The organism is Vibrio rotiferianus CAIM 577 = LMG 21460 (assembly GCF_002741985.1).
GTDB lineage: Bacteria > Pseudomonadota > Gammaproteobacteria > Enterobacterales > Vibrionaceae > Vibrio > Vibrio rotiferianus.
On record NZ_APHW01000104.1, the window covers coordinates 150,685 to 171,977 of the forward strand.

The window sequence follows — 21,293 nt, forward strand, 5'->3', positions numbered from 1 at the left end:
TTAACCCAATCAATGGTGATAAAATTAAAGAAGCAAAGAAGAATCCTAACCCACTTCGCCCCTTAGATTTTGCTACGCTTCCGACGATGACTGAGAAAATAAGCCACAATATAATTACTAACATGTTCACTCCTTGTGATGATTGTTTGACACTACAGACGTATCAGTAGTGTCTATTTCCTATTCATCTTAAGGTGACTTTTTATATTGTTTGCGTTATACAAATTTGTATAAAGTAGGTCTAAGGTGCTGGTTTGGCAGGTGAAGTCATGTACATGAGATCTTGTTGGTAGACCTTTCCTTGCCCGTCAGTGGTGACATATTGAAATTGTGCATTGGTGTGTAAAGTTGCCATTGCACAGGCGCAACTGATAGCGGCGGTTGCACCTGTGATGTCTACACAGAAGTTCCTATTTGAGTAACCTGTCTCTTGAGTAATGCGCTCCAAGATAGCGTTTAAACTTAAGTAAGCATCATTTACATTAATAGAATCTAGCTGTTGTGGAGAGATGTGAATGGCGGTTTTATTTGAGTTTAGATAACTGGCGAGAAATTGCTTCATGACAGGAGCATGTATAGATGAGCCTTGTTGACGAGCATTGGGTAATGTTCCGAGTAGTATCAACAGTTCTAATTTTTCGATGTGAGCATTGAGAGCACGGAGCAACTGGGTACCATTCCAGCTAAATCCCTGCTTTTCAAGCTGTGTTAGAGCTTCAATATCAATTTCTATTTGATTACTGAAGGTAAAGGTTTCTTCTTTTGCTTGTTTGAAGTGCGGTAACGTGATTTGCCACAATCCTTGTTCGGTTTGTTGTGGCTGATTTCTATACACCGAAAGTGTGTGTATTAATACCTTTTGGGGTTTTTTGGTGTCGGTAACGCGGATTTTACGGATAGGAGGCAGAAGTTTTTTACCAATTCGGATCAGTTGTGCTGAGAAAAATGCATAAAACGCAAAGCTAATAAGAGTGGGGATGATATCGACTTCTTGTGGTTTGGGTGTGTTGTTACCCAAATATGGGAGCCATTGGAAGAGATGGCTACCTGAAAGCATGTCACCAAACCATGCGAAACAGAGCAAAGAAGCCGTGGTGTAAAACCAAATGGCAATTGGCTTTCGCTCCAGTTCATTAAATGCAAACTTAAGTGATAACCATCGAGTCTTGAGTTGTCTTTTCCAAATGGATAAACGACCTTCACCAGAAAGCGAAATGTAGGTTTTGCTGAGCTTTGCATCTAGTGATGTGAGTAAGTCAGGTGTCACTTGCTCTGGTGCTATGTCTTTTGGTAATTCTACCATAAGATGCTCATATTGGGCTCGTTTTCGGTTAAGCATTTTGACTTGTTGTATATCCAACTGGCCAATAATGTGGTCTCCTGGTGCTACATCTATCGCTTCTATGCTACTCACCAATTTGTCGTAATGAATGTTGTTTTCACTAATCCATTGCGCAATGCCTTCATGTTGTGTGACAAGGTATTTCACGTCTACTCCTAGCTACATTTTGTATTGATTCCTTTGCATCTAACTTACCTTTTTATCCTTCGATATTTTGCGAAGTTAGACACAGGTTGCATAGCACAATTATATTAACTTCAAATAAATGCGTATTATCTATCTCTTGATGATTGATAAGTTATGGCTATGGACATGCATGTAATGATGTTCGCAAATTTGTTTTGACGTTGCTCTGTGAGTTATCGAAGTACTGTGTGAGAAAAGAGGAGGTGTTTGATGAAAAAAAACGTCTTATTAAGTATTGCTGGTTTGACACCGCAAGTAATCACTGAAACGCTTTATGGCATACATCAAGAGCAAACAAATGGTGAAGATTGGTTTTGGCCTGACGAAATTCAAGTGATCACTACCAGTTTGGGTAAAGAACAAATTGTTCTAGGGCTACTCACGAAGGATGAAAGTCAGCTTTCAATGTTGGAGAAGCTATGTCGAGATTATCACCGCCCAGTACCTCAGCTTAGGGAAGATGACATTCATGTTATTCCTGATGAGTTTGGTCGCCCAGTGAGTGATGCGCGCTCGAAATTAGATCACGAAGCTTTGGCTACATTTATTGTGAGACATGTTGCAGAAATTTGCGCTCAGACTCAGCCAGAGGTGCGACTACATGCCTCTTTAGCGGGGGGGGCGTAAAACGATGACTTTCTTTCTGGGATACGCGCTGGCACTGTTTGCTCGTGAAGGTGACAAGTTATCCCATGTGCTTGTTGATGAACTTTATGAAGGAAATCGGCACTTTTATTATCCTACACCAGCTACACATGCGATTCCTTCTCGAGACGGGAATAGCCACATTGATGCAAACAAGGCTAACGTAATGTTGGCTGAAATCCCTTTTATTCGCCATAAAGATATTCATACAAAGGGAAGCTTGGCTTGCTTAAAAAAACAGTCCTACCGTGATCTGACTTATTATCAGAATGCGATGCAAAATCCCGATGAAATTCATTTGACATTTCACCTTATTCAGAAGCGCGTGACTATTTTAGATAAGGTGATTGATTTTAGCTCCAAGCCTCTTGAACTGGCCTTCTATGCGATGATTGCTGCTAATCAATGTCGAGCAGAATCTCAACCAATTGTTATGTCTAACAAGGACCCAGATAATTTATGGCTGGCCGATCAATTGTTGCAGCAGTTAGAAGCCATTGCCGCGCTTATTCCTAACAACTATTCAGAGGCATTGCTTGCTGGAGATAAGTCTTCTTTTATGCGGGGATTTCGCGAAAGAGCAACGCGTCTAACTGAGTCAGATGTTCTTCTTCGAGGGGCTGGAGAGCAAACAATAGCTAGAACCTATCTTGAGCTAAATGATGGCATGAGTGCGAAGTTTCTAAATGACAAAAAGAACAGTCTAAAGAACTTTCTCCTTGAATATTTTCCTGCAGATATTGTTGCTTATATCGCTCCGGCACAAGTTTATGTGAAGGGCGAATGGCCCAAGCGTCGAGTATTTGATGGTAGTGGACAACAAGGTACACCTTTAGGTTTGTGGATTGATAGTCAAAAGATCCAATTCAAGTAGCGTCAAGGCTGATGAGGGGGGAGCAGTGAGTAAAGGTAAAAGTAAGTTTAATAATGGTTTTAGCGTGTGGGCCCTTGGCTTACTCACACTTCTTTGCGTTAGTTGGTTAGGGGATCTGATCGCGACAGGTGATCTTTTTACCTATATTGGCTCGTCGGGCGATGCTCGCCCCATTGGGATTGGCGTTGTATTGATTCTTGCTTATAGTGGACTAAGTTTCTTAATTTACCGTTTTAGCCAAGATTGGTTTCGCCCAGTCTCAACGCTTAAGCAAAGTAACGAAAAGCCAGTAAGAGCGCTAGTGATCAATGTCTCTACGAATTGGTTAAGTTACCAAAAACGTGAAAGCAGCTTTGAAATCACTTTTGAGCCAAATGTTGTTATCCGTCTAAATCAAGGTAGCCTCAAAGAGGATAGACAGAGCTTTAAACAGCAATGTCTAGAACTTCAGAAAGACAACAAGATCCGAGGAGGCAATGCATGGAATTGGCAACCGATTCTAGAAGCGCTTAGTAGTGTCGACTTGGAGCAACTAGAATCTTTGGTTTTAGTCGTCACTGACGAGCTAGATCCAGAGGGTATACAAATAGGTAGTGCGAAACATTTGGGTGATTTAAAAACGTGGCTTAGTGGATATCGAGAGCTGGATAACGTTTATATTATGAGTGAGCGTTTAATAACTCACGCTCAATCGATAGAAAATATTTATCAAGCTTACTGTGACATTTTGGACTCAATAGAGAGGAAGGGTATAGATAGCGAGTACACGGTTTTAGATGTCACAGGTGGTACTGCTGCAATGTCTGTTGCAGCCTCCATGGCAACACTGCATAAGAAATCACGTTTTCAGTTCATTAATCAATCGACGAGCAACATTGAAAATTACAATTTGATGGTCCAAATGCCGAGTCGCAACTAGACTAGTGCCACCAAATTTAGTGGCGCTAGTTGTTGGTAGGGTTTTATTCTGGTCCGCTTGGTGTTGAAAACGTTGAAGCGCGTTTATCTATTGCGCGTTTTATCTGAACCATGTTTTTGCTATCAAGGACGCTGATGCTGATTTCGTTAGCTCTCCGTTTTATTAGCGGCGAAATGCTATCAAAGCTCAGTAGTGCTCCCTGTGTGAGTGGGCCAAAGACTTCAGCGAGAGAGTCTAATCGATATAACGCGAGCTGGCTTTCTTGCGGTTTAAGCATTCCAGTCTTGCATTCGACTAAATATAGGCGGTTATTAATGAGTGCAATTACGTCAATTTCATTTCGTAATGGGTTGCTCTTATCTCCGCGTTCAACCTTTACACTCATTGCGATGTCTTGGATATCTGGCCGTGACTTCTTCAACTCTTTGAGTTGACCAAACGCATAATACTCAAGCCATATACCATTACAGAATCGTTTTGCTTCAGCACTCGTGAATTGCAGTTTATCTTCCTTCTGAGTGAGCAGCCCTTCATGTTCTAGGTCGTCGATTATTCGCCGTAACGCAACGTTATTTTGCTGAGCTAACGTCAACGCCTGCGATAGATGGTGATTAGCATCGGCAGTTTTGGCTAAGTAGTTGAGTGTACGAAAGCCTTTTTCATATCTTGCAAGGTTATTGACCCACTGATTAGCGATCTTTACCCACTCTTGGTATTTTGCTGGGCTGCGCTCAATCTCTGTGACTTGTATCCCTTTTAACGCCAAGAACTCTTCTATTTTTAACTTATCCGCAATGGCAATAGGCGTATTGCAATCAGGAGAGAGGAACGACATGGTATCAGTGTGGTGATCGAGCCAGTAGCAAGCGATGTTGTTCTTCCTTGCCCAGGTTAACAGCTTGTCTTTCTCCCCTGTGTTCCCTTGAGTAAGGTTGATTGCTTGGATACGATATTGTTCTAGAATATCTGTGGATAAATCAAATTTCTTGTAAGGAATACTAGTGAGCCTTATCCCTCGATGTGAAAGAAAGTCCTTTAACTCGTTGGGCTTTGCTGTGTTTGGGTGCAACAGAATGAGCTCTTTACATTGAACATTAGTCTGTAGAAGAGGAGTAACAATCGAAATAGGGTTGTCTTTCCAGAGCGCTGCTTGGACGTGTGGTGTATTTAACATATGGGTACCGGTGTGATAAGTCTATAGTTTCCAAGACCAAAGGTGGTTTTACTACCCACTTGCAAGTACTGACCAAGTTCGAGCCAAGGTAGGGCTTGCTCGATATTACCTTGGTAGCTAATCATTCCTTGTAAGCCGCCAAACTGGCATAAGCTACTACTGTTTTTAGAGTACCTTTGCCATTCTTGCCAGTAGGTATGGTCGATGCATTCCACATGATCAAGTGGGGGAACATTCTGCAAAATCGAAGCTGTCAGTTCGTTACTATCCATATACCAAAACTGGCATAAGGCATTGAAGCGACGTGCAATGCTGTTAACAAGAACAGATAGAGGTGGAGCATCGCGTAACTCAGCACCACGGTGTTTTATACGTAGTGGGCTGATCAATTCGAGTCCGCATTCTTTGGGGGAAAAATATGGTTTAGACCAGTGTTCAACCAGGCTGAACGGTGTGATTCCAACGCTTTCTTGGGCCCCATATACGCTGGATAGGCTAATGAGTTGTGATTTTATTCTCTTGGGGCCCACCCCAAAGGTTTGTGCAGCGTACTGTAGAGACTCTATCAAAGCATGGCTGCATTGGATTGCGTCCCCAAATAACCTTAGTTCAAAGGAAAGGATATAACCTACTTGTGGGTGTTCGATGGTATCACCACAAACAAAACTATAAGCCTTAGGCTGCTGGGCATCATGTTGGTGGTAAAGTGCATGATAAAGCCTACTGTCGAGGTGCATCAGACCTTGTCCCATTAAACCATGTAACATAGAACCTTTGTAAGCGGGTAAAATACCCGCACTTTTAAGCCTAAATCTGAGTTTTAAACGTAGTACTTTAAAGTCATTTAATAGTTCATTCATACCTGTTTTTCCAGGTATTTGACCGCTTTCTTAACAACTTGATCGCTAAACTTAATATCGTTAAAGCGTGATAATAGAGCTTGAGCATCGTGATTTGATAGCTCTATGGTTTTTACGGATTTGAGACACTCTCTTAACTCGTTGGTTCGGCTTTTCTGCTCTGTTCTTGTGGTTTCAGTTTGGTTCGCGGTGAGTAGCTCCAACCGTTTTAGGCATTTGTCCAGTTCGGATATATCAGCTTTATCTAGAGCTGACTTTTCTTTGGCTAATTGGGCCTTTTCCGCCGCTTTTTGCTGTTTTACTGCGAATTGAGTAGTCAATTCTATTTGTGCTTTATCGAATTCAGAATTGGTTACCAAGGCACTTAAACGTCCTTTACCGAAGGTGGCGGAGCCTTGAACATCGAAAACATGTTCTAATCGAGACAGAGTTTGTCCATTGTGCTCAATATTGGGTAATGACATGACGTTTTTCTTAACATCTTCAAATTGTTTCAACTCCATGTAGCGAAAATCGTTGTAGTTTTCGATATCTTCATCCGTCAAAGCATACAGATATGCTATTTGGGGAGATTCTTTCCATTTCCCCTGTTGAGGGTATTGAAGATTCATATGCTCTTCAAAATGTTCAACTAATTTATTAACTTGTATCGTAGAATTGGTTTGGTCACAGTTTGCCCTGAGTAGACATCGATCTTCTACGATTTTTAGTGATATCGTACCGGCACCTAATGACTTCGAGTGGCCAACCGTATGCCTTTGGTAGGGTGAGTCTCCCAGAGTAAGGCCCCAAACTAATGCTGCTAGCTCAATCTGCTTGAGGTTATGAAATACGACTTGACCTTCAAATGTGTGTCCCTCTTCCAGTAGCTCGAAGCGAGATTGTACGTTTTCATTGCTGTTGGTAGGGGCATGGTTCTGATAGGCATTCCTTGCTGGATAACGCTTCCAGCCTGCGAGGCTTGCCTCTGCATTGTTGTAAGAATCATATTGTTGCGATTGTTGTTGTTCAATGTAGGCGCCGAGAAACGTTGCCTTTGGTTCTCCCAATACAGTAGCCGGAGCTTCGTAGATAGAATCTTGGTAATGATCCTCTTGAATTACTGCATCGTTAAAATGAACTCGGCTTTTTAGGCTGAGGTCATGTTCCCGCAGCGTACCAAACATCAACTCTGCCATATCAAAATAAGCTTCTGAACTATGAGCAGGGTTGGCGTTGTTGATCATATCTCGAATCGAGTGCTCATAGCTCACTCGTGGCATTTTGGCAAAACCAAGTGAGTGTAGCTTTCCATTTTTCTCGACAAGTGCGAACACAGGTATTCCATGTTGTGGATGAGGGTGGTGCTTTAAATAGTTTACCTGCTCTTCATTGTGGTTGGAGAAAAGGTTTTGTACGTGTTTGTCAATCGCACTGAATTTTGGCGGAGTGGCTGTATTATAGAAAAAATAACTAAACTCGTAAGATTCGGGCTTCTTACGATTATTTATTATTCGTGCATTGGTAAAAATGGCATTACCTTCCACGCCGCCTTGACCTATTTCTTCAGCCCATCGATTCTTTTGAGTTCCGCGTGGAGCAGATATTCTCGCAGACAAAGAAGTGGTGAGTGGAAGGGTTTCATACTTGTCTACTGCGGCTTGTTCGTTTTTTAGAGAGCATGACTTTGCACGATTGATGTCAGTATGGTGGATTTTAGTGTGGTCACACGCATAGAACTCCCACTGTCTGTGTTCGGTGTTGTATTTTATCCATCCAGCGAGGACATCGTTTTTTCTAATTATATTGGTTAAGTAATCGCCCCTACTATTCGATATATCTCGGTAAGAAAACTGTCTATCGTTAACTACATTGAGCTTACCAAATGATGCAATCTCAATTACGTTTCGGATCATTCCCTTTAGGGTTGTTTGTGGGATAATCGGTCGCCCTTGAGCATTTCTTACGAGTTTTAATACCCCATCTTTGCCTTTTTCGTGACCGATGCAGAGAGGTGTGGTGTTTGATATCTTGAAGGTTAATTTACCACTGATTCCATCTTTGAATGGGTGGTCATGACTTACTAAGTGAGCCCACTCAGGCATGTAAACCCAACGAGAAACTGGAACAAAGTGATATGGAGCGTGTACTTGTGTCATGATTATTCTCCCAAGTCAAAACCGATAAACTGCTGATAGTAAGGTTCCCATCTGCCTTGTCGTGGGCCGCTGCGCTCACATCGCCACCAAATTCTATATTGGGCGTGCGTTCTTCCCGATACTGGTTGCAAGCGAATTTTTATATCTTGATAACCCTCAGTATTCCCCTCAACTAGATGACTCTCTGTTACTTGGTACTGATTGGGCGATACAAGCCTCATACGTAATGAGGCGTTTTGTTTACACCATTCGCCTTCAATGATGTCGGTTCGGGAAAAGTCAACCATACTTGTACTCAATGCATCGCGATATAGCACCCAGCCACAATCTGGGTCGAACTGGTCAAACACTTCTTTAACTCGTTCAAGTGAGAGTAATTGAGCTTGAGGCTTTACATCTAGCTTAGCGAGCTTGATTTCAGGGACAATTGATGCCTGTAGTGTTTCTTTAAGTTGATTAAAATGGCTGATGGCATTCATTCGATCGCTCCTTCAACTTCTTTATTCTCATCGCGGATAGTGATTTGATCCCAGTTGATATCCCATACACCATGCTTTTCAGTAAGGCTATGTCCGCGACCACTGCCTCCTCCGATAGGTAACAACCCTATTTCCATATCGTCAAAGGTTGCTTGGAGCGCTCGACGTTGAAGTGGTGTCAGTGTGGTTCCAACTTTTGCTGTGATCTTCAGAGTAAATTCTGGTTGTTCCAGCAGCTCTTCGGAATACAGCGCCCCCTGTATGACACCACCTGTGAAGCGGTCTACTGTGTTATGGTATCTAACAACAGGGGAGTAGTTGTGGATGTATGCATCATGAAAAATGAGCAGGCCAGCTTTGCCTTTTCCGGATCTTTCGTTGGCAAATCCAAAGAGTTCATCCGCTTCTGCGGGTCTAGTTCCCCATTCACTTTGGTCTGCATTCGATAGATTTTCAGCCCATTGCAGCTTTAGGCGTCGAACATGATAGGCAAATCGGTGCGCTATTATTCCTTTCCAGCTTGAACCTGGTATCAATGGAGTGCGCTCTGCTATTCGAGCGGTGTTATCTGTCCACTCAACGCTTGGTTCTGAATAGGTTATGATATCTGCATTGATGTCCATACCTTTGTCGCTTAAGTGTTTACTACCTTTACCTGCGCGCCATGTTCCCTTTGCTTTCAGGCTTAACGTTGCGAAAGATGTTTCTATTAGGAGAGGGGTTTCTTCGATGTTGCTGGTGTTGTTGAGTGCGGTTCTTAATTCTAGACCAGCAGACGGGTTATTTTTTAAGTGAATGACCGCTGGAGATTGGCTAATGAGTTTGACTTGACCCAGACCATTGTTTGTATCAGAGCCAAAAGCAAACTGCTTTACGTGCCAAAAGTGAAGGATTTCTTTGAACTCATCAAGGTCATGTTCTGTCTCTCCTTGCCACTGAATAGTTAGTCGGAAACGAACCCCACTCGGAATTAGTATCTGATCAAATTTACCTTTTTCGATAGCAACACCACGATCGTTTAATTTAACACGTTCTCTATGTATTGGGCTGGCTTGCTTAAGGTATGACAGCAAAGGATCACTTTCGATTAACTCATCAGTGACCAAGCCTTTGACGGTGTTGTTGTTCGTATCGAGTAAATAACCTTGGCTTATTGTCAGGCGAGATTTGACGCCTAATTTACCGAACCAGTTGTCTGCGATAGTTTCGCCAAGCTTGAGTTTGGTGAGATTGCGCCATACTCCAGCAATGCTGGTAGCAGGAAGATAAGGTAATTTATTGATGTCTCTAATCAATTGATTGTCGTAGCCAATCTCTCGCTCACCGGTGCCAATTGTTAATGGGCTGGTGGTTTCAATGGTCAAGTGATTAAGGTAAATAAAACTCATGACGAGGCCTCTGTATTACTTTGAGCATTGTTAGTCATTACTTTGTCGTCGCGAAGGGATGCTATGATACTATCTAATCCCTTATTTTCTGCGGGATTGGCACGTGAGAGGAGCTCTATGGCTTTTAAAAGGGTAGGTTTAGAGCACGCTTTCATGTGTTTCTTGCAGTAGTCCGCGAAGGAAATAGAACGTCCGTCAAGCATCCACTCTATTCCCCATCCGAGAGGGTCGTTATCGGTTTTAGTAATGCGACTATCAACTTCAAACGTGTGAGAGAACCATTCGTCAGCTTGTTCATTGCGGAGCAGGTCGTTGATTCTACGCCACTGACTTCGGGAAGGCCCAGCCATATACGCGTCGGAGATATGGTTGAACTTTCTTGCACTGACATAGCCTTGAATAAGCTGTTCTGCTAAAGATATTGCATTTTCATGACTCTCTTGGTGCTTGGTTGCTTTATTTAAACGCTGGACGACCCAACGCGTCAGTGGTGTTGGCGCTATATGTATAGGTCTAGGCTCTGTAACTTCAATTGACTCGGCCTCAAATAGAGGTGGGGTGGGGACGATCTGGTTGGCCCAAAGTGGGTTTACCATGATTTGTCCGTAACCAAGATGGCGATTTATGCCGACTCCACCGGATAGCTCATCTAATAGCTCTGATTGGTCAACACTGTCGTCTAACTTAAGCGTAATCACACTGCCTTTACTGATCAATCTGGACTCTGAATCAAAACACTGTCTATGGCCATTGAATCGATTGACGGAGTGGTAACGAATATAAGTAAGGCTTGGTATTACTGATGAGTGTTCCAATAAAGGATGTATATCTTTAGGGCAAGGAGATAGGGTAGGAGCCCCATTTTGATCAAGCAGTTCGAGATCGCTAATGCACCATATAGTTAATCGTTGGTCTGTAATTGTCTTTTTTGTTTTAAGCCAATTGGCGGGTAGTGTTAAAGGTGCGATATGGGCTCTCCCAAACTCACTACCTTTGGAACGGCCTATTCTCACTGTTCCTTTAAGGCGCTGTGATATTTCTTTGTCTAGTTTATCTGGGCACTCAATCCAGCCAATAAAGTGTTGTCCTTCACATATATGTTGATAGTTAAAAAGCTGTCCTTTCTTCGCGCTGCCTTGTTGACTGTCGATTGCAGTTTTAGTTCGAATGGCAGTGTCAGGACGAACTCGGACTCCATCCGCTAGTGTATACTCCCCCCCCTTAACTGTTCATATTGAACGTTTTCTTCCGGCTCAAATTCTGAATGCGCTCTGTTTACCCATGCGCTAATCGAATTTGCATTCTGTTCTCCTTTCTTGTAGTGCCAACTTAGTGGTGTAGGTAGCCCGACTTGACCTTTTTTAATAGGGTAGCAATTGGAATAAATAACTTCACCACTGTGGAATAAAGCCCAAGCCAGACTGGTGTCTTCAGGGTAGTTAATGCTAGCGAAAGCCCCAAGTATCGCACTCCCAGGGATGTAATCGAGAGTCTGATGTGAACCTGTTGTTGCATTGTTTTGACTGAGAATCAAAGCGTCTTGTGCTGTTAAAGTAAAGTAGTGCTTCATCTCACTCTCCTTTGCTGTGCACTAGATTGACGGTGACTTCCCCTAAGCCACGTTGTTTTTTGGCTCCGATGTGTGTCACTAATGGTAGAACTTGGTTAAGCCATTCTGGTAGATGTTCAGATATAGTATTGCGAATACCTGTAGGTAAGTGTTGAGTATGGACTGCTAGATTGCCTATGAGCGTCATGGGAACGACAACTTCATAGCTTCGAAGTGAATAGGCTTTTGCTTTGCCTGTTTTATCGATTGCTGTACTATTATGCAAAGTAAATAAGCAGTTTTTTCTTTCTTTTTCATTGTCTTGTAAAAAGAAACCCTTCTCATTTTCGCTTAATTCTGCATTTGTAAACTGCAGAATACCTTGTCCATTCTTTCCATCTCGACTTTCACTACCAAATAAAAGCTCAGTAAGGCTAGTGTGAGCTTCGTGGTGGAACTCGTTGAACCAGTCGTTATCTTCGGCTAATTGAAACGCTTCTCTGATCTGGCCCTTTTGCGTTTTTGCAGGTAAGAAAGGGAGACCGTCTCTATCTTTGGTTGCTAGGTTATCAGCATAAGCACCCGCATCATTTCCAGTGCCCGCCAACCAGTAACTTTGCATGTTATAAACTAGTAGCATTTTCCTGACTCCTCTTGTGGTTGAGTTGCGGACAGCCAGTAGCGTTCTAGTATGATTAGGTCACTAATGACGGTTTGAAGGGTATTGTTCTTCTCAGGATGTGGCCAATACCACCATGCGTTGTCCGGCGTTGCCCCAAAGTCAGCGAATACACTTTTTAGTGTTTTCATGTACATTACATCGGCGTGTTTTTCGTACAAGCTAAGCGTCCTTGCCAAATTGTCACTGTCAGTTTGACTTAGGTGTCCTAATAACTTCCGCCATTTGCTTGTCGTTATTGGATGCTGGTTTTCTGGGGCTTGTATTGAGTGCAGTAACCTTTTTAGTTGCGAAAAACTAGCTACGTTGCTTTGCGATGGCTCGACTAGAAATCGATACATACCCGTTTCGATTTGTACTCCATTCAATGTACTAGATAGGACTTGAGATAAGGTGTTATTGACGTTAGCTGCCATTACCGAGGATAGCTTATGGTAAGCGAGCGCTGCTGGACCTATCGTTCGGTCTATCGCTTGTTTCTTCGTGAGTTCTTTGGCGTATTTACATAGCTGCTCTGCGAATTCATTTGCGGTGATAAACGGTTGACCAGACTTTTGGAATACAATCCCGCCGCTTGCAGTGAGATATTTTGGTAGGTCTGCGCTAGATAGCGGAAAGTTGATAGCAGAAAGTTGTTGCTCTGTATTTTTTTCAAACGCGTTGCAGAAGTCTAACGCAAAGTCGATCGCGAGATCAGAGCGGACTAAACAGGTCATATCATCGCCACCTAGAACTAATGGGCGAATGGGTAAGTAATTTTTTTTATCCCCAACGCGTTCAATTAGTTTTAAAGTTGCGTCTTTTGCAGATTGCTTTGTTGCAAGGCATAAAGCTGACGAGAATTGTCTCAATACTTGACGATAGGTACGCTCTCTTAACTCAAGGCTTACCCGATTATCTTGCATATAGGCTTTTAGGCTATTTTGTAAGCTTTGGACAAGTAATCCCATTCCGTTACCATCTATATGAATAAGAGCAAGCTCTTTGTTGTCTTCATTCAGGTATGGAAATTCGTTATCTAGGTTATTAGGGAAATTCAATGGAACTTCGGTTTCAGGAGAGTACTTTTCGAGTAACCTATTGCAGTTTGTTTTTCTATTTGCCGCATGAGCCTCCAAATGGAGCATGCTATCCCAGTTCAGATAGTCTGATGTATTGTCGGGCCCCAGCTCTCTCCGTACAGTGGAAGTTACGGGGTGAGCTATCGCTCCTGTGCGCTGACACAAAGCCATTACTGGAGTCGCATATGGAAGTTTTCTCGATGGTTGATTTCGATCCGCAGTTAAAGCTGCTCTTGCATTTTCAATTGCGGTAGTTAATGAGTTCTCATTTGACGTAGCATCTATATATTCAAGGCTGGGAAACAGCTGTGCTACAGTTAGGGTCCAAAGTGAGCGAAGGGCTTGGATTGTACTTTGTTGTAGGCTGTAACAAAAAAACGCGCCACCTTTACAACGAGTAAAGTAAATAAATGGAATGGTATCATCTAGGGGTTCTGCGTTTTCATCTAACAAGTTGCTCTCAATCTTTAGCTGACATAGTACTTGATAGAGAGGACTACCTTCATCATCATCAATTAGAGCATCCAGTCTTTCGCTGCTTGAAATAATCTCTTTCAACTTTCCTGAACGAAATAGATAGCTCTGGATCGACTTAGCTTCGAATAGGTAGCAATAGTAGCGTTGCTCGCTCATTTTAGTCCCTCGTATATCGTTTATTCCCAGCTAAATAACAGAAACTTACCACGTAAAACCCCAATGTGTTTTATAAGGCAAATTTGTTTAACGTACTTAGGTTATTCAAGAGGTAGATTTATGAGTAGATTTTGATTGCAATTTGTTGATGATTATCTATGAGTTAGATTTACATTCGAGGGTTGTGTCACGCAAATATGTAACTGATGGAATTGAATATTTCGCACTTTTGATAGATGAAGCAGTGTCCCGAAATCTACTTTGGCTCGAACAGAATTATTTTAGTCAAAATCAATTCCTATGTATTTTCCCTAAGGGCGCAACCTTCTGTTTTACTGAATCAATCAAGTTTCAAGTAAGTAGAATAAGGTCTAATGCTAATGTTTTTTCAAAGCACTTTAACTTACTGTAACAAAAGAAAAATCGTGGAAGAAAATGATAAAATTGTGCTGTATGTCAGCCTTAGTGTCAATATGCAATGTTACGCTATGCGCCATATTTAAATGATAAACACAAGATATGGGCTTTATGAGTAACCTTACAAAATTCAGAGAAGATAAATGTCTACAACTTGAGTATTCACTCGCAACAGGTCGAACGATTCAAAACCTAATGAAGCGCACCAGAGACCTTCATGGGAACACTCAGTTCAATTCGTTTTTGCAAAGCACTACAGCCAGCTCCAGCCCCATAGATTGGCTAGAGCAGGACGAATTTCTCGAAATGCGTATTTCTGCCCTTAAGTACGCAACAAAAGAGATAGCTTGTTTAGAGTCCAGTATTGGTATGCCTTATCAAGACATTGTATCCAAGCTTAAGTTTAAGCATAGCAGTACTCCAATGAAGAGTATTTTTGAGATGGCAGGCGACTCTGAGTGGGGAGAAGTTGAAAAAAGTAAAGTGATACCTCTTCTAAAGGAGTTTGATTGGTGGGTCGGTATACTGGAACGGTACGTTATTTTTGGGTGTGAGATAAATAGCGCCCAAGATCTAAGTGAGTACCTAGAAAAGCCACTATTAAAAAGTTTTAAGACACTGGATGAAGTGTCCGTGGTTGAAAGTGCAAACTGGGACTTGGACGAGCGAGTCTTTGACAACATTGTTAAGCAGTTACAAGAACGCGATAAGGAGTTTGTTTCTGAGTGGCTAACAGGTGCAACGGCATTCAACCACTTTAACGCATATACCAACCGTGAGTATAGTTCTTTGTACTCTTGGTTGTATCTGAGTTTGTGCTCTGAAGCTCGACAATACAAAAGTAATCTTTGGGCTACCCATAAACAATGGCTACGTTTAGGTTTTGAACTCAAAGATGGGGCACAGCCAGCACCTGTTGTCCATTACTTCAAAGCACCTCAAAAAAATGAAGAAGTCTTACCTGATGAAAACGTTACAAGAAGTGATTTTGGTAAGAAAGTATCGATAGTATATAACGCTGACGAAGTAATAGGATTTGAAGGTAAGAGCTATTCAGACGCTAAAGTGACTGAGTTGCTAATAATCGAGCAGCGCTTGAAGGATCTAGATGTATCAATCTTTGAGAGCTTTGGTGATGCATATTATGATCCGGTATCAGATTGTATAGTGATGCCCAAGAAAGAATCCTTTAAGGCAAAGGATGCGACTCAAGATTACTATGCAACGCTTCTTCATGAACTTGTTCACTGGACAGGCCACAAGAGCCGATGTAACCGAAAAATAGGAGCTAGTCAATCTTCTGAATATGCACTTGAAGAGTTAGTTGCAGAAATTGGTTCGAGCTTTCTTTGTTCTCGATTTGGACTGAGAAGAAACGTCAGAATGAGGTCAATTGATTACATTAACTCTTGGTTAAGTCAATTTGATGGCAAAGAGTCTGTAGCAAAACTAGAAACTGCAGCAAGGTTAGCAAATAGGGCGAGTAACTATATCTACACTCCTAAAAGAGATTTATCCGAGTAAACCTTGGCTAATTTAACAATTAATTAAAATGATAGGGGCTTGAATACTTAATCAAGTCCATTGTATCTGGGTTTATAATCTATGATTAGTGGAATAATATTTGAGTAATAATTTTTATTACCGCCCATCGTGTTTGTCATGGCTTTTGACAAAGATTTTCTTCTTCCACCTACAAATATGTAAATTGTTTTGTTAGCGATAGTGTATTATCAACGTCCTTGACGACACTAAGTACTTGCTCCTGTAACTAAAAAGAAGCCGCATTTAGCGGCTCTTTTTATACTCGTAATTAAACTAATCTACTTGCTTGGTAAGAGGTGTTGCTTTGCTGGGGCACCTATACAAATTTGTCTAATTAGTAGTCAAGAGTAGGTCGTCCTAGAAAGTACCCTTGAACATGACTTACACCGTATGTTTTCAGTTTACAAAGTTGTCCTTCGCACTCAACACCTTCTGCAACTAATTCAACATTCATTTTCTTTGAAGTTTTAGCCAAGAACCTAATTAGCGAGCTTAAGTGAGGGTTTGTGTTAATCTCTTTCGTGAAACTTTTGTCTATCTTAATCTGATCAAAGGGCAGGTTAAATAAGCCCATAATCGAGCTAAATCCAGACCCAAAATCGTCGAGAGATAGCTTAAAGCCAAGGGATGACAACTCTAGCAACCTATTTTTGACTAGAGCGTCATCATCTAAGAAAATTGATTCAGTTATCTCTAACGTCAATTGCGAAGGATCCAGTTCGCGTTTTCGTGTTTTGTTGAGAAGGTTAGTGACAAAGTTTGAAGATTTTAAAAAGCTAACTGATATATTGACATTGATATTCTGGTATTTACTAAATGATAAGAAATCACAGCATTTATCGACAATTATCCAACCAAAAGTAGAAGCATAGCCTAGCTTTTCTATTAACGGAATAAATTCTCCCGGAGCGATACTACCAACGGACTTTAAATCCCACCTTGCTAGAGCTTCAACCGAATGTACTGCATCTGTTTTGTTATCGATTATTGGCTGTATCGCGATTTGAAAATCATTATTTTCAATAGCGAACTCTAAAGAATTAACTATTTTTAGCTGTCTAATAATATTCTTATGATTTTGTTTGTCTAATCGTAAGTGTTTTGATTTTTCATTAAACTGAGCATATTGAGTTATGTTTGTAATTAGTTGGTATAAATCATATGTTTCTTCGATCAAATGTGATTCCATTGATGCTAAAGATAACTCTTCCTTAAATATGTAGCTATCTAACTCAGTCTGTTCAATTATGGTTTTAATAATTAGATTGTCATCTACACTAGACTTGTTATCTGTAAGAGCGACAATGTGGGACTCATCAATTATAAAAAGTTCAAATTTCAAATTTAGTTTGTAGAAAGTGTTTTCTATCAAATTGACGAAGTTAACTATAATTTTTCTTCCAAGAGACTTTACTCTAGAGTCAATACGATTGCTGTTTACGACATATAGCTTCTTATTGATGTGATTTTTATCTAATTCTCTTTCTAAAGCTTCTAAACCTCTTAACCCGGTAAGTTGGCTTAGCTGCGTTCGTTTAGTGCCCAACGATAAGGATTTGTGTATGCCTATAAACTTATATATGCCATTTTCTTGATAGAGAATTCCAGTTGACTCTATAGTTATAAAATTATTGTTTATTGTTTTTATACGATAAGTACTTGTAGCAAGCTCTTTTTGAGATATCAAGTGCTTATTAACATTATTTAAAAATAGCTCTCTGTCTTCTGGATGAATTACTGATACCCAATCATCCATTGTTATTGGCTCTCTAGATATTCCAAACTGACGGTAAAACTGCCGATTATGGAATGAAAGTAGTCCATCACCTCTACGATACCAAATTCCAATACTAGTATCATTTATTGAGTCTGCCAACTTTACTAGGAGTGACGTTTCCATAGTTTACCACTTATATTTAGTCGATTGTAAAGTGTTAAAGAGGCTTCTTAACAGGTAACAAGCCTCTGTATTATTAATGCAGCTTAAAGTCTTGGACCAATTTCTTTTGACGCATTGATTGAGGCCGTGTCGAAGCTAATGAAGTTCGTGATGGTTAGAAAACCAACTATTGTTGTCGTTAATGTGCAAGATAAAGTTAGGAGTAGCGTTCGGAGTTTCATTCTAGTTATGAAGGTCGTTTTATAAATGAAGCAACACTCTCATAGTATTTGTGAAAATAATGTATATCCCGCGAGTGATAAACCAGCATGCTGTTTAAAAAGCATGCTGGATATGAAGGTTTGTTTATTTCTTCTCTGGCCTGGTACCTTTGACATGATGTTCACTGATGTGGCGTTGTAGCCAGTTTTCTCCATAATCATTCGAAGGGTCACGAACGATTGTGTGAGGGTGAGTATTCCAGTCAAAGCCTGTACGTTGGTCAACAAAGTCTATCAAGATACTTGGGCTATTTACCCTAAAGAATACTTGCTCGCTTCCGTCCACTGGCCCCATCCACATGAAGTAGATGTTATCCCAACCATCATGTTGGATTTTTGCGAGCTGTTTGTAAGCGACATCGAAATCTGCATTGCGAACGTACTCTTGAATAAGGATCCAAAGAAGCTCTTTTTGATCTTTGTTTAACTGATCGCCTCGGATACCGCGTTTCTGGACTTCGTTATCCTTGGTGCCCGGGCCAAAAAAGTCTTTTGCTCCGTACTTATTGAATGGAACGGTATTGCTTATCACCGCGATAGATTTCTGCTTTGAATCCAAACTATTTAATAGCTCGTAGCCTCGGCGTCTTTCCTGAGGTAAGAATTGATAGCCGGCTTCAGCTCCGTGTCCAATTACAGCAGGGTCGGAGCCATAAAACATGGGTACAAACGTTGTTTTACCATCCACGACCGTAAAGTTTGCCGCTAAGTGATGGCCTGTAATCATATAGCCCCATCGAGCTTCTGTTCTTGGATCTCCATAGAACGAAACCCAATAGTTGTTTGCACCTAAGCTTTGATTTTTATTAAAAAACTTTTCAGAAGTTAGTTCTCGGTTTTCACCTTCCTTCTTCAGTTCGTTATCACCTTGCACAGCGGCCCATATTTTGTAATAACCTTGAGAACTGGTCGAAGATATCAACAATTGATGTAACTGATGACGTTGTTCTACTGAAAGCCTCCCGATAGGTAAGCCGTTTCTCGCTTGTGAATCAACAGGTGCGTTCGTCCAATAAGTACGGTTTGCGTCATCGGAAAACTTATACAAAATTGCAGAAACTTGTTCTTCGCTCAGTAACTCAAATAGCTTGCTTGCTTCGCTTGTCATTTGTGTTGCGCTGGAAACCGCTTCTGCTACTTGCGCGTTTTTGGGATGGTCATGTGTATGATCATGATCTGAATGAGCAAATGCGTTTGATGTAAATGTTGCTGCGAGTGTTGCAGTGATGAGTAGTGTTGAGCTTTGCTTCACCTTTCTTTCCTATTTTTTGGTAGTTATTCGATATTCATGGCCAGTGTGTCGTCACTGGCATGAAAAATATGTAGAAGGTGTTTATATCCGAGAGACTTGAAGATGCAGGATTCAGAGTGTCGTTATTGATTTGAGTTCAAGGAATACAACGCGGTGAAATAGTGAACGCTTTCCAAGTTGTTTGACGCAGCAATCAGGTCAATAACATACCCTCGAAGGGCAAACGGTAAGGGGCTTGGCTCGTATACTTTGCTGTCAATTCTTGGTTTAGCCCCACTAGACCTTTAAATTGTCACCGCGTCTACAATCCAAGCCATTCTCGCCGAAACAAGCACATCAAGGCTACTTGGGGAGAACAGTGATGAATCAGAAGAAATTCAAACTAGTATGCTAAAGTCATTCTCAATTAATCATAATTGCTTGTTATTAAATGATTTTTTTGCTGTGGTGGTTTGGTCGCATACTGAACATGCGCAAAGTGATAAAATATGATGATAAATCACAAAACATGTAAAATTGTTATTGATATTATAAGTAATAAACATATCATTAGCTGATTTTGAGCGTGTGATTATAGATGGACTTACCAATACTTTCAGTTTTGATGATTTTGAACAGCTTATTGTGCTGCGCTGCATTGTACGTTTGCTGTCGTTTTGTTGCGTACGAAAGAATTGATATGAGCCATTCTTTGTGGGGAATTGCCTGCATCGCCGCTTCTATTTTTCCTTTGGCATCAAACTACCCACAAGCCCATTCTGATATCATAATAATATCTAACGCTATGTATGTATTGGGTCATTATCTTTTTGTCGTTGGCATAATGAAGATTTATATCAAAAAGCCAAGATTTCAAAGCGTCTTGCTTCTTCTTTTATTAACGAGTGTTTTAGTTGCATTTCTTTCTCTTAACATGAAAGACACAGCATGGTTGTCTATTTTGAATCGTAATGTGTTCATTTTTATGAGTTTTTCAATGTTATATTATTTGCTACTAAAAAGCCCAAGTTTTACTAAATGCAAGTTAAATGTACTATTTAAGATTCTGATGGCTATTTATATGACTCACTCAGCATTTCGTGTTTTTTCTTGTCTTTTTTATTCAGAAAATAATAGTTTTATAAGAGATAATGCTCTTTATGAATATGAGTTTAAAGTGTTAGCTGCATTTTTGTTTATTTCTAGCTTTTACATGATGCTTTACAGCTACCAAAGAGCAAAAGATAGCTATAATAAATACTTATAGACTCTCATCTCTAGCGCTTTGAACTCTAAAGTCTAGCTGAACAATCCAAATGATCGGGACAAGTGCATATAAAATACAAGCTGCATAAGTGTTGATGCTAGATATCAAAATTGCAATTAAGTATATACAAATTGAGATGCTACCCTTTTTCCCGATTGAATGAAGTATCGGCTGTAAGCCTTTGTCTACTTTGGATAGAGAGTAATGCACAAGTGATAGTGAAATCGCACTCATCAATAGTACAATGCCATAGAATAGTACCGGTATAAATGCCTCATGGCTGTCACCTAACCAGGCCGTTGATACGGGTACAAGGGATAACCAAAATAAAAAGTGCAAATTTGACCAGAGTGTGAAGTTGTCTATCTTTTTCACTTTGCTAAATAAGTGGTGGTGGTGATTCCAATAACTACCCACATATAGGAAACTCACCAAGTAAGATAGTACTTTTGGTATTAGTAGTGTTAATGAGTCAATCGTGTATTCTTCTGGTGGTCTTATTTCAAGAACCATAATAGTAATAATTATTGCTAGTACGCCGTCACTAAATGCTTCTAACCTAGATGCTTTCATAACGTTTTCCTAAATAAAATTAATGTTAATGCGTGATATTTCTATAATTGTAATTTTTGCTTCGTGAAATAAAAGTGAATAACTAATATATAAATCTACATGCGCAAATAGATGGGTTTACGTTTCACAACTTAGCCAGAGGGGGAGGGTGTATCAGTATTAAGTGGGATTTA

At 40.7% G+C, this 21,293-nt stretch carries 18 protein-coding genes; 5 read left to right on the top strand and 13 right to left on the bottom strand.

Annotated elements, in window-relative coordinates; translation table 11 throughout:
- Positions 1-241 precede the first annotated feature (241 nt).
- Complete coding sequence (gene csx16 / locus B853_RS20385) at positions 242-1,489, bottom strand: CRISPR-associated protein Csx16 (RefSeq protein ID WP_038884980.1); 1,248 nt, start codon at positions 1,487-1,489, stop codon at positions 242-244.
- A gap of 249 nt (positions 1,490-1,738) precedes the next feature.
- Between csx16 and csm6 (B853_RS26735) the strand changes: the two genes are divergently transcribed.
- From csm6 (B853_RS26735) to B853_RS20400, 3 genes are read left to right on the top strand one after another with little or no spacing between them, the layout of a single operon-like run.
- A complete protein-coding gene (gene csm6 / locus B853_RS26735; protein ID WP_128826991.1) occupies positions 1,739-2,155 on the top strand; it encodes a CRISPR-associated ring nuclease Csm6 in 417 nt (138 codons plus the stop codon).
- Positions 2,156-2,159: 4 nt separating this feature from the next.
- Positions 2,160-3,047 carry a CRISPR-associated ring nuclease Csm6 gene (gene csm6, locus B853_RS20395; RefSeq protein ID WP_128826992.1) on the top strand — a complete coding sequence of 296 codons (888 nt, stop codon included), beginning with the start codon at positions 2,160-2,162 and terminating at the stop codon, positions 3,045-3,047.
- Between the two features lie 25 nt (positions 3,048-3,072).
- Positions 3,073-3,966 (top strand): hypothetical protein, encoded by an 894-nt coding sequence (locus tag B853_RS20400; RefSeq protein ID WP_128826993.1) that lies wholly within the window; start codon positions 3,073-3,075, stop codon positions 3,964-3,966.
- A gap of 43 nt (positions 3,967-4,009) precedes the next feature.
- Here the strand turns inward: B853_RS20400 and B853_RS20405 are convergent, their stop codons facing one another.
- The 9 genes from B853_RS20405 to B853_RS20445 form a co-directional block, all read right to left on the bottom strand.
- A complete protein-coding gene (locus tag B853_RS20405) occupies positions 4,010-5,140 on the bottom strand; it encodes a Card1-like endonuclease domain-containing protein (protein ID WP_038884974.1) in 1,131 nt (376 codons plus the stop codon).
- Positions 5,134-6,000 carry a CRISPR system precrRNA processing endoribonuclease RAMP protein Cas6 gene (gene cas6 / locus B853_RS20410; RefSeq protein WP_038884973.1) on the bottom strand — a complete coding sequence of 289 codons (867 nt, stop codon included), beginning with the start codon at positions 5,998-6,000 and terminating at the stop codon, positions 5,134-5,136. The genes B853_RS20405 and cas6 overlap by 7 nt, the downstream gene beginning before the upstream one ends.
- On the bottom strand, positions 5,997-8,138 hold the full coding sequence (locus B853_RS20415) for a TIGR03986 family type III CRISPR-associated RAMP protein (protein WP_038884972.1): 2,142 nt from the start codon (positions 8,136-8,138) through the stop codon (positions 5,997-5,999). Before B853_RS20415 ends, cas6 begins: the two co-directional genes overlap by 4 nt.
- Before the next feature lie 2 nt (positions 8,139-8,140).
- The gene (locus tag B853_RS20420) at positions 8,141-8,617 is read right to left on the bottom strand and encodes a hypothetical protein (protein ID WP_038884971.1); all 477 of its coding nucleotides are present in this window, start codon (positions 8,615-8,617) and stop codon (positions 8,141-8,143) included.
- Positions 8,614-10,005 (bottom strand): RAMP superfamily CRISPR-associated protein, encoded by a 1,392-nt coding sequence (locus B853_RS20425; RefSeq protein WP_038884970.1) that lies wholly within the window; start codon positions 10,003-10,005, stop codon positions 8,614-8,616. The genes B853_RS20420 and B853_RS20425 overlap by 4 nt, the downstream gene beginning before the upstream one ends.
- Entirely contained in the window at positions 10,002-10,820 is an 819-nt protein-coding gene (locus tag B853_RS20430; protein ID WP_128826994.1) for a hypothetical protein, read from the bottom strand. Before B853_RS20430 ends, B853_RS20425 begins: the two co-directional genes overlap by 4 nt.
- Before the next feature lie 386 nt (positions 10,821-11,206).
- Positions 11,207-11,575, bottom strand: a complete 369-nt coding sequence (locus B853_RS20435; RefSeq protein ID WP_128826995.1) for a hypothetical protein — start codon at positions 11,573-11,575, stop codon at positions 11,207-11,209.
- 1 nt (position 11,576) lies between these two features.
- Positions 11,577-12,194, bottom strand: coding sequence for an RAMP superfamily CRISPR-associated protein (locus tag B853_RS20440; RefSeq protein ID WP_038884968.1), 618 nt, complete (start codon positions 12,192-12,194; stop codon positions 11,577-11,579).
- The gene (locus B853_RS20445) at positions 12,185-13,927 is read right to left on the bottom strand and encodes a Cas10/Cmr2 second palm domain-containing protein (protein ID WP_038884966.1); all 1,743 of its coding nucleotides are present in this window, start codon (positions 13,925-13,927) and stop codon (positions 12,185-12,187) included. Before B853_RS20445 ends, B853_RS20440 begins: the two co-directional genes overlap by 10 nt.
- A gap of 723 nt (positions 13,928-14,650) precedes the next feature.
- Between B853_RS20445 and B853_RS20450 the strand changes: the two genes are divergently transcribed.
- Positions 14,651-15,868: a zincin-like metallopeptidase domain-containing protein gene (locus tag B853_RS20450; RefSeq protein ID WP_160167635.1), complete on the top strand. Its 1,218-nt coding sequence runs from the start codon at positions 14,651-14,653 to the stop codon at positions 15,866-15,868.
- A 355-nt stretch (positions 15,869-16,223) separates the two neighbouring features.
- Here the strand turns inward: B853_RS20450 and B853_RS20455 are convergent, their stop codons facing one another.
- Both B853_RS20455 and B853_RS20460 read right to left on the bottom strand, forming a co-directional pair.
- Positions 16,224-17,789 carry a sensor domain-containing phosphodiesterase gene (locus B853_RS20455; protein ID WP_038884964.1) on the bottom strand — a complete coding sequence of 522 codons (1,566 nt, stop codon included), beginning with the start codon at positions 17,787-17,789 and terminating at the stop codon, positions 16,224-16,226.
- A gap of 345 nt (positions 17,790-18,134) precedes the next feature.
- On the bottom strand, positions 18,135-19,301 hold the full coding sequence (locus B853_RS20460; protein WP_038884963.1) for a DUF3500 domain-containing protein: 1,167 nt from the start codon (positions 19,299-19,301) through the stop codon (positions 18,135-18,137).
- Positions 19,302-19,980: 679 nt separating this feature from the next.
- On the opposite strand from B853_RS20460, the gene B853_RS20465 reads away from it, so the two are divergent.
- A complete protein-coding gene (locus B853_RS20465) occupies positions 19,981-20,547 on the top strand; it encodes a hypothetical protein (RefSeq protein WP_128826996.1) in 567 nt (188 codons plus the stop codon).
- On the opposite strand, the gene B853_RS20470 is transcribed toward B853_RS20465, so the two are convergent.
- Entirely contained in the window at positions 20,542-21,120 is a 579-nt protein-coding gene (locus tag B853_RS20470) for a TMEM175 family protein (protein WP_038887277.1), read from the bottom strand. The genes B853_RS20465 and B853_RS20470 overlap by 6 nt on opposite strands.
- Positions 21,121-21,293: the final 173 nt, after the last annotated feature.

Excerpts from the sequence above, each read along its gene's own strand:
- csm6 (WP_128826991.1), top strand. The coding sequence starts at position 1,739 with ATGAAAAAAAACGTCTTATTAAGTATTGCTGGTTTGACACCGCAAGTA.
- csm6 (WP_128826992.1), top strand. The coding sequence starts at position 2,160 with ATGACTTTCTTTCTGGGATACGCGCTGGCACTGTTTGCTCGTGAAGGT.
- B853_RS20405 (WP_038884974.1), bottom strand. The coding sequence starts at position 5,140 with ATGTTAAATACACCACACGTCCAAGCAGCGCTCTGGAAAGACAACCCT.
- cas6 (WP_038884973.1), bottom strand. The coding sequence starts at position 6,000 with ATGAATGAACTATTAAATGACTTTAAAGTACTACGTTTAAAACTCAGA.
- B853_RS20415 (WP_038884972.1), bottom strand. The coding sequence starts at position 8,138 with ATGACACAAGTACACGCTCCATATCACTTTGTTCCAGTTTCTCGTTGG.
- B853_RS20420 (WP_038884971.1), bottom strand. The coding sequence starts at position 8,617 with ATGAATGCCATCAGCCATTTTAATCAACTTAAAGAAACACTACAGGCA.
- B853_RS20425 (WP_038884970.1), bottom strand. The coding sequence starts at position 10,005 with ATGAGTTTTATTTACCTTAATCACTTGACCATTGAAACCACCAGCCCA.
- B853_RS20435 (WP_128826995.1), bottom strand. The coding sequence starts at position 11,575 with ATGAAGCACTACTTTACTTTAACAGCACAAGACGCTTTGATTCTCAGT.
- B853_RS20440 (WP_038884968.1), bottom strand. The coding sequence starts at position 12,194 with ATGCTACTAGTTTATAACATGCAAAGTTACTGGTTGGCGGGCACTGGA.
- B853_RS20445 (WP_038884966.1), bottom strand. The coding sequence starts at position 13,927 with ATGAGCGAGCAACGCTACTATTGCTACCTATTCGAAGCTAAGTCGATC.
- B853_RS20450 (WP_160167635.1), top strand. The coding sequence starts at position 14,651 with ATGCGTATTTCTGCCCTTAAGTACGCAACAAAAGAGATAGCTTGTTTA.
- B853_RS20455 (WP_038884964.1), bottom strand. The coding sequence starts at position 17,789 with ATGGAAACGTCACTCCTAGTAAAGTTGGCAGACTCAATAAATGATACT.
- B853_RS20465 (WP_128826996.1), top strand. The coding sequence starts at position 19,981 with ATGAGCCATTCTTTGTGGGGAATTGCCTGCATCGCCGCTTCTATTTTT.
- B853_RS20470 (WP_038887277.1), bottom strand. The coding sequence starts at position 21,120 with ATGAAAGCATCTAGGTTAGAAGCATTTAGTGACGGCGTACTAGCAATA.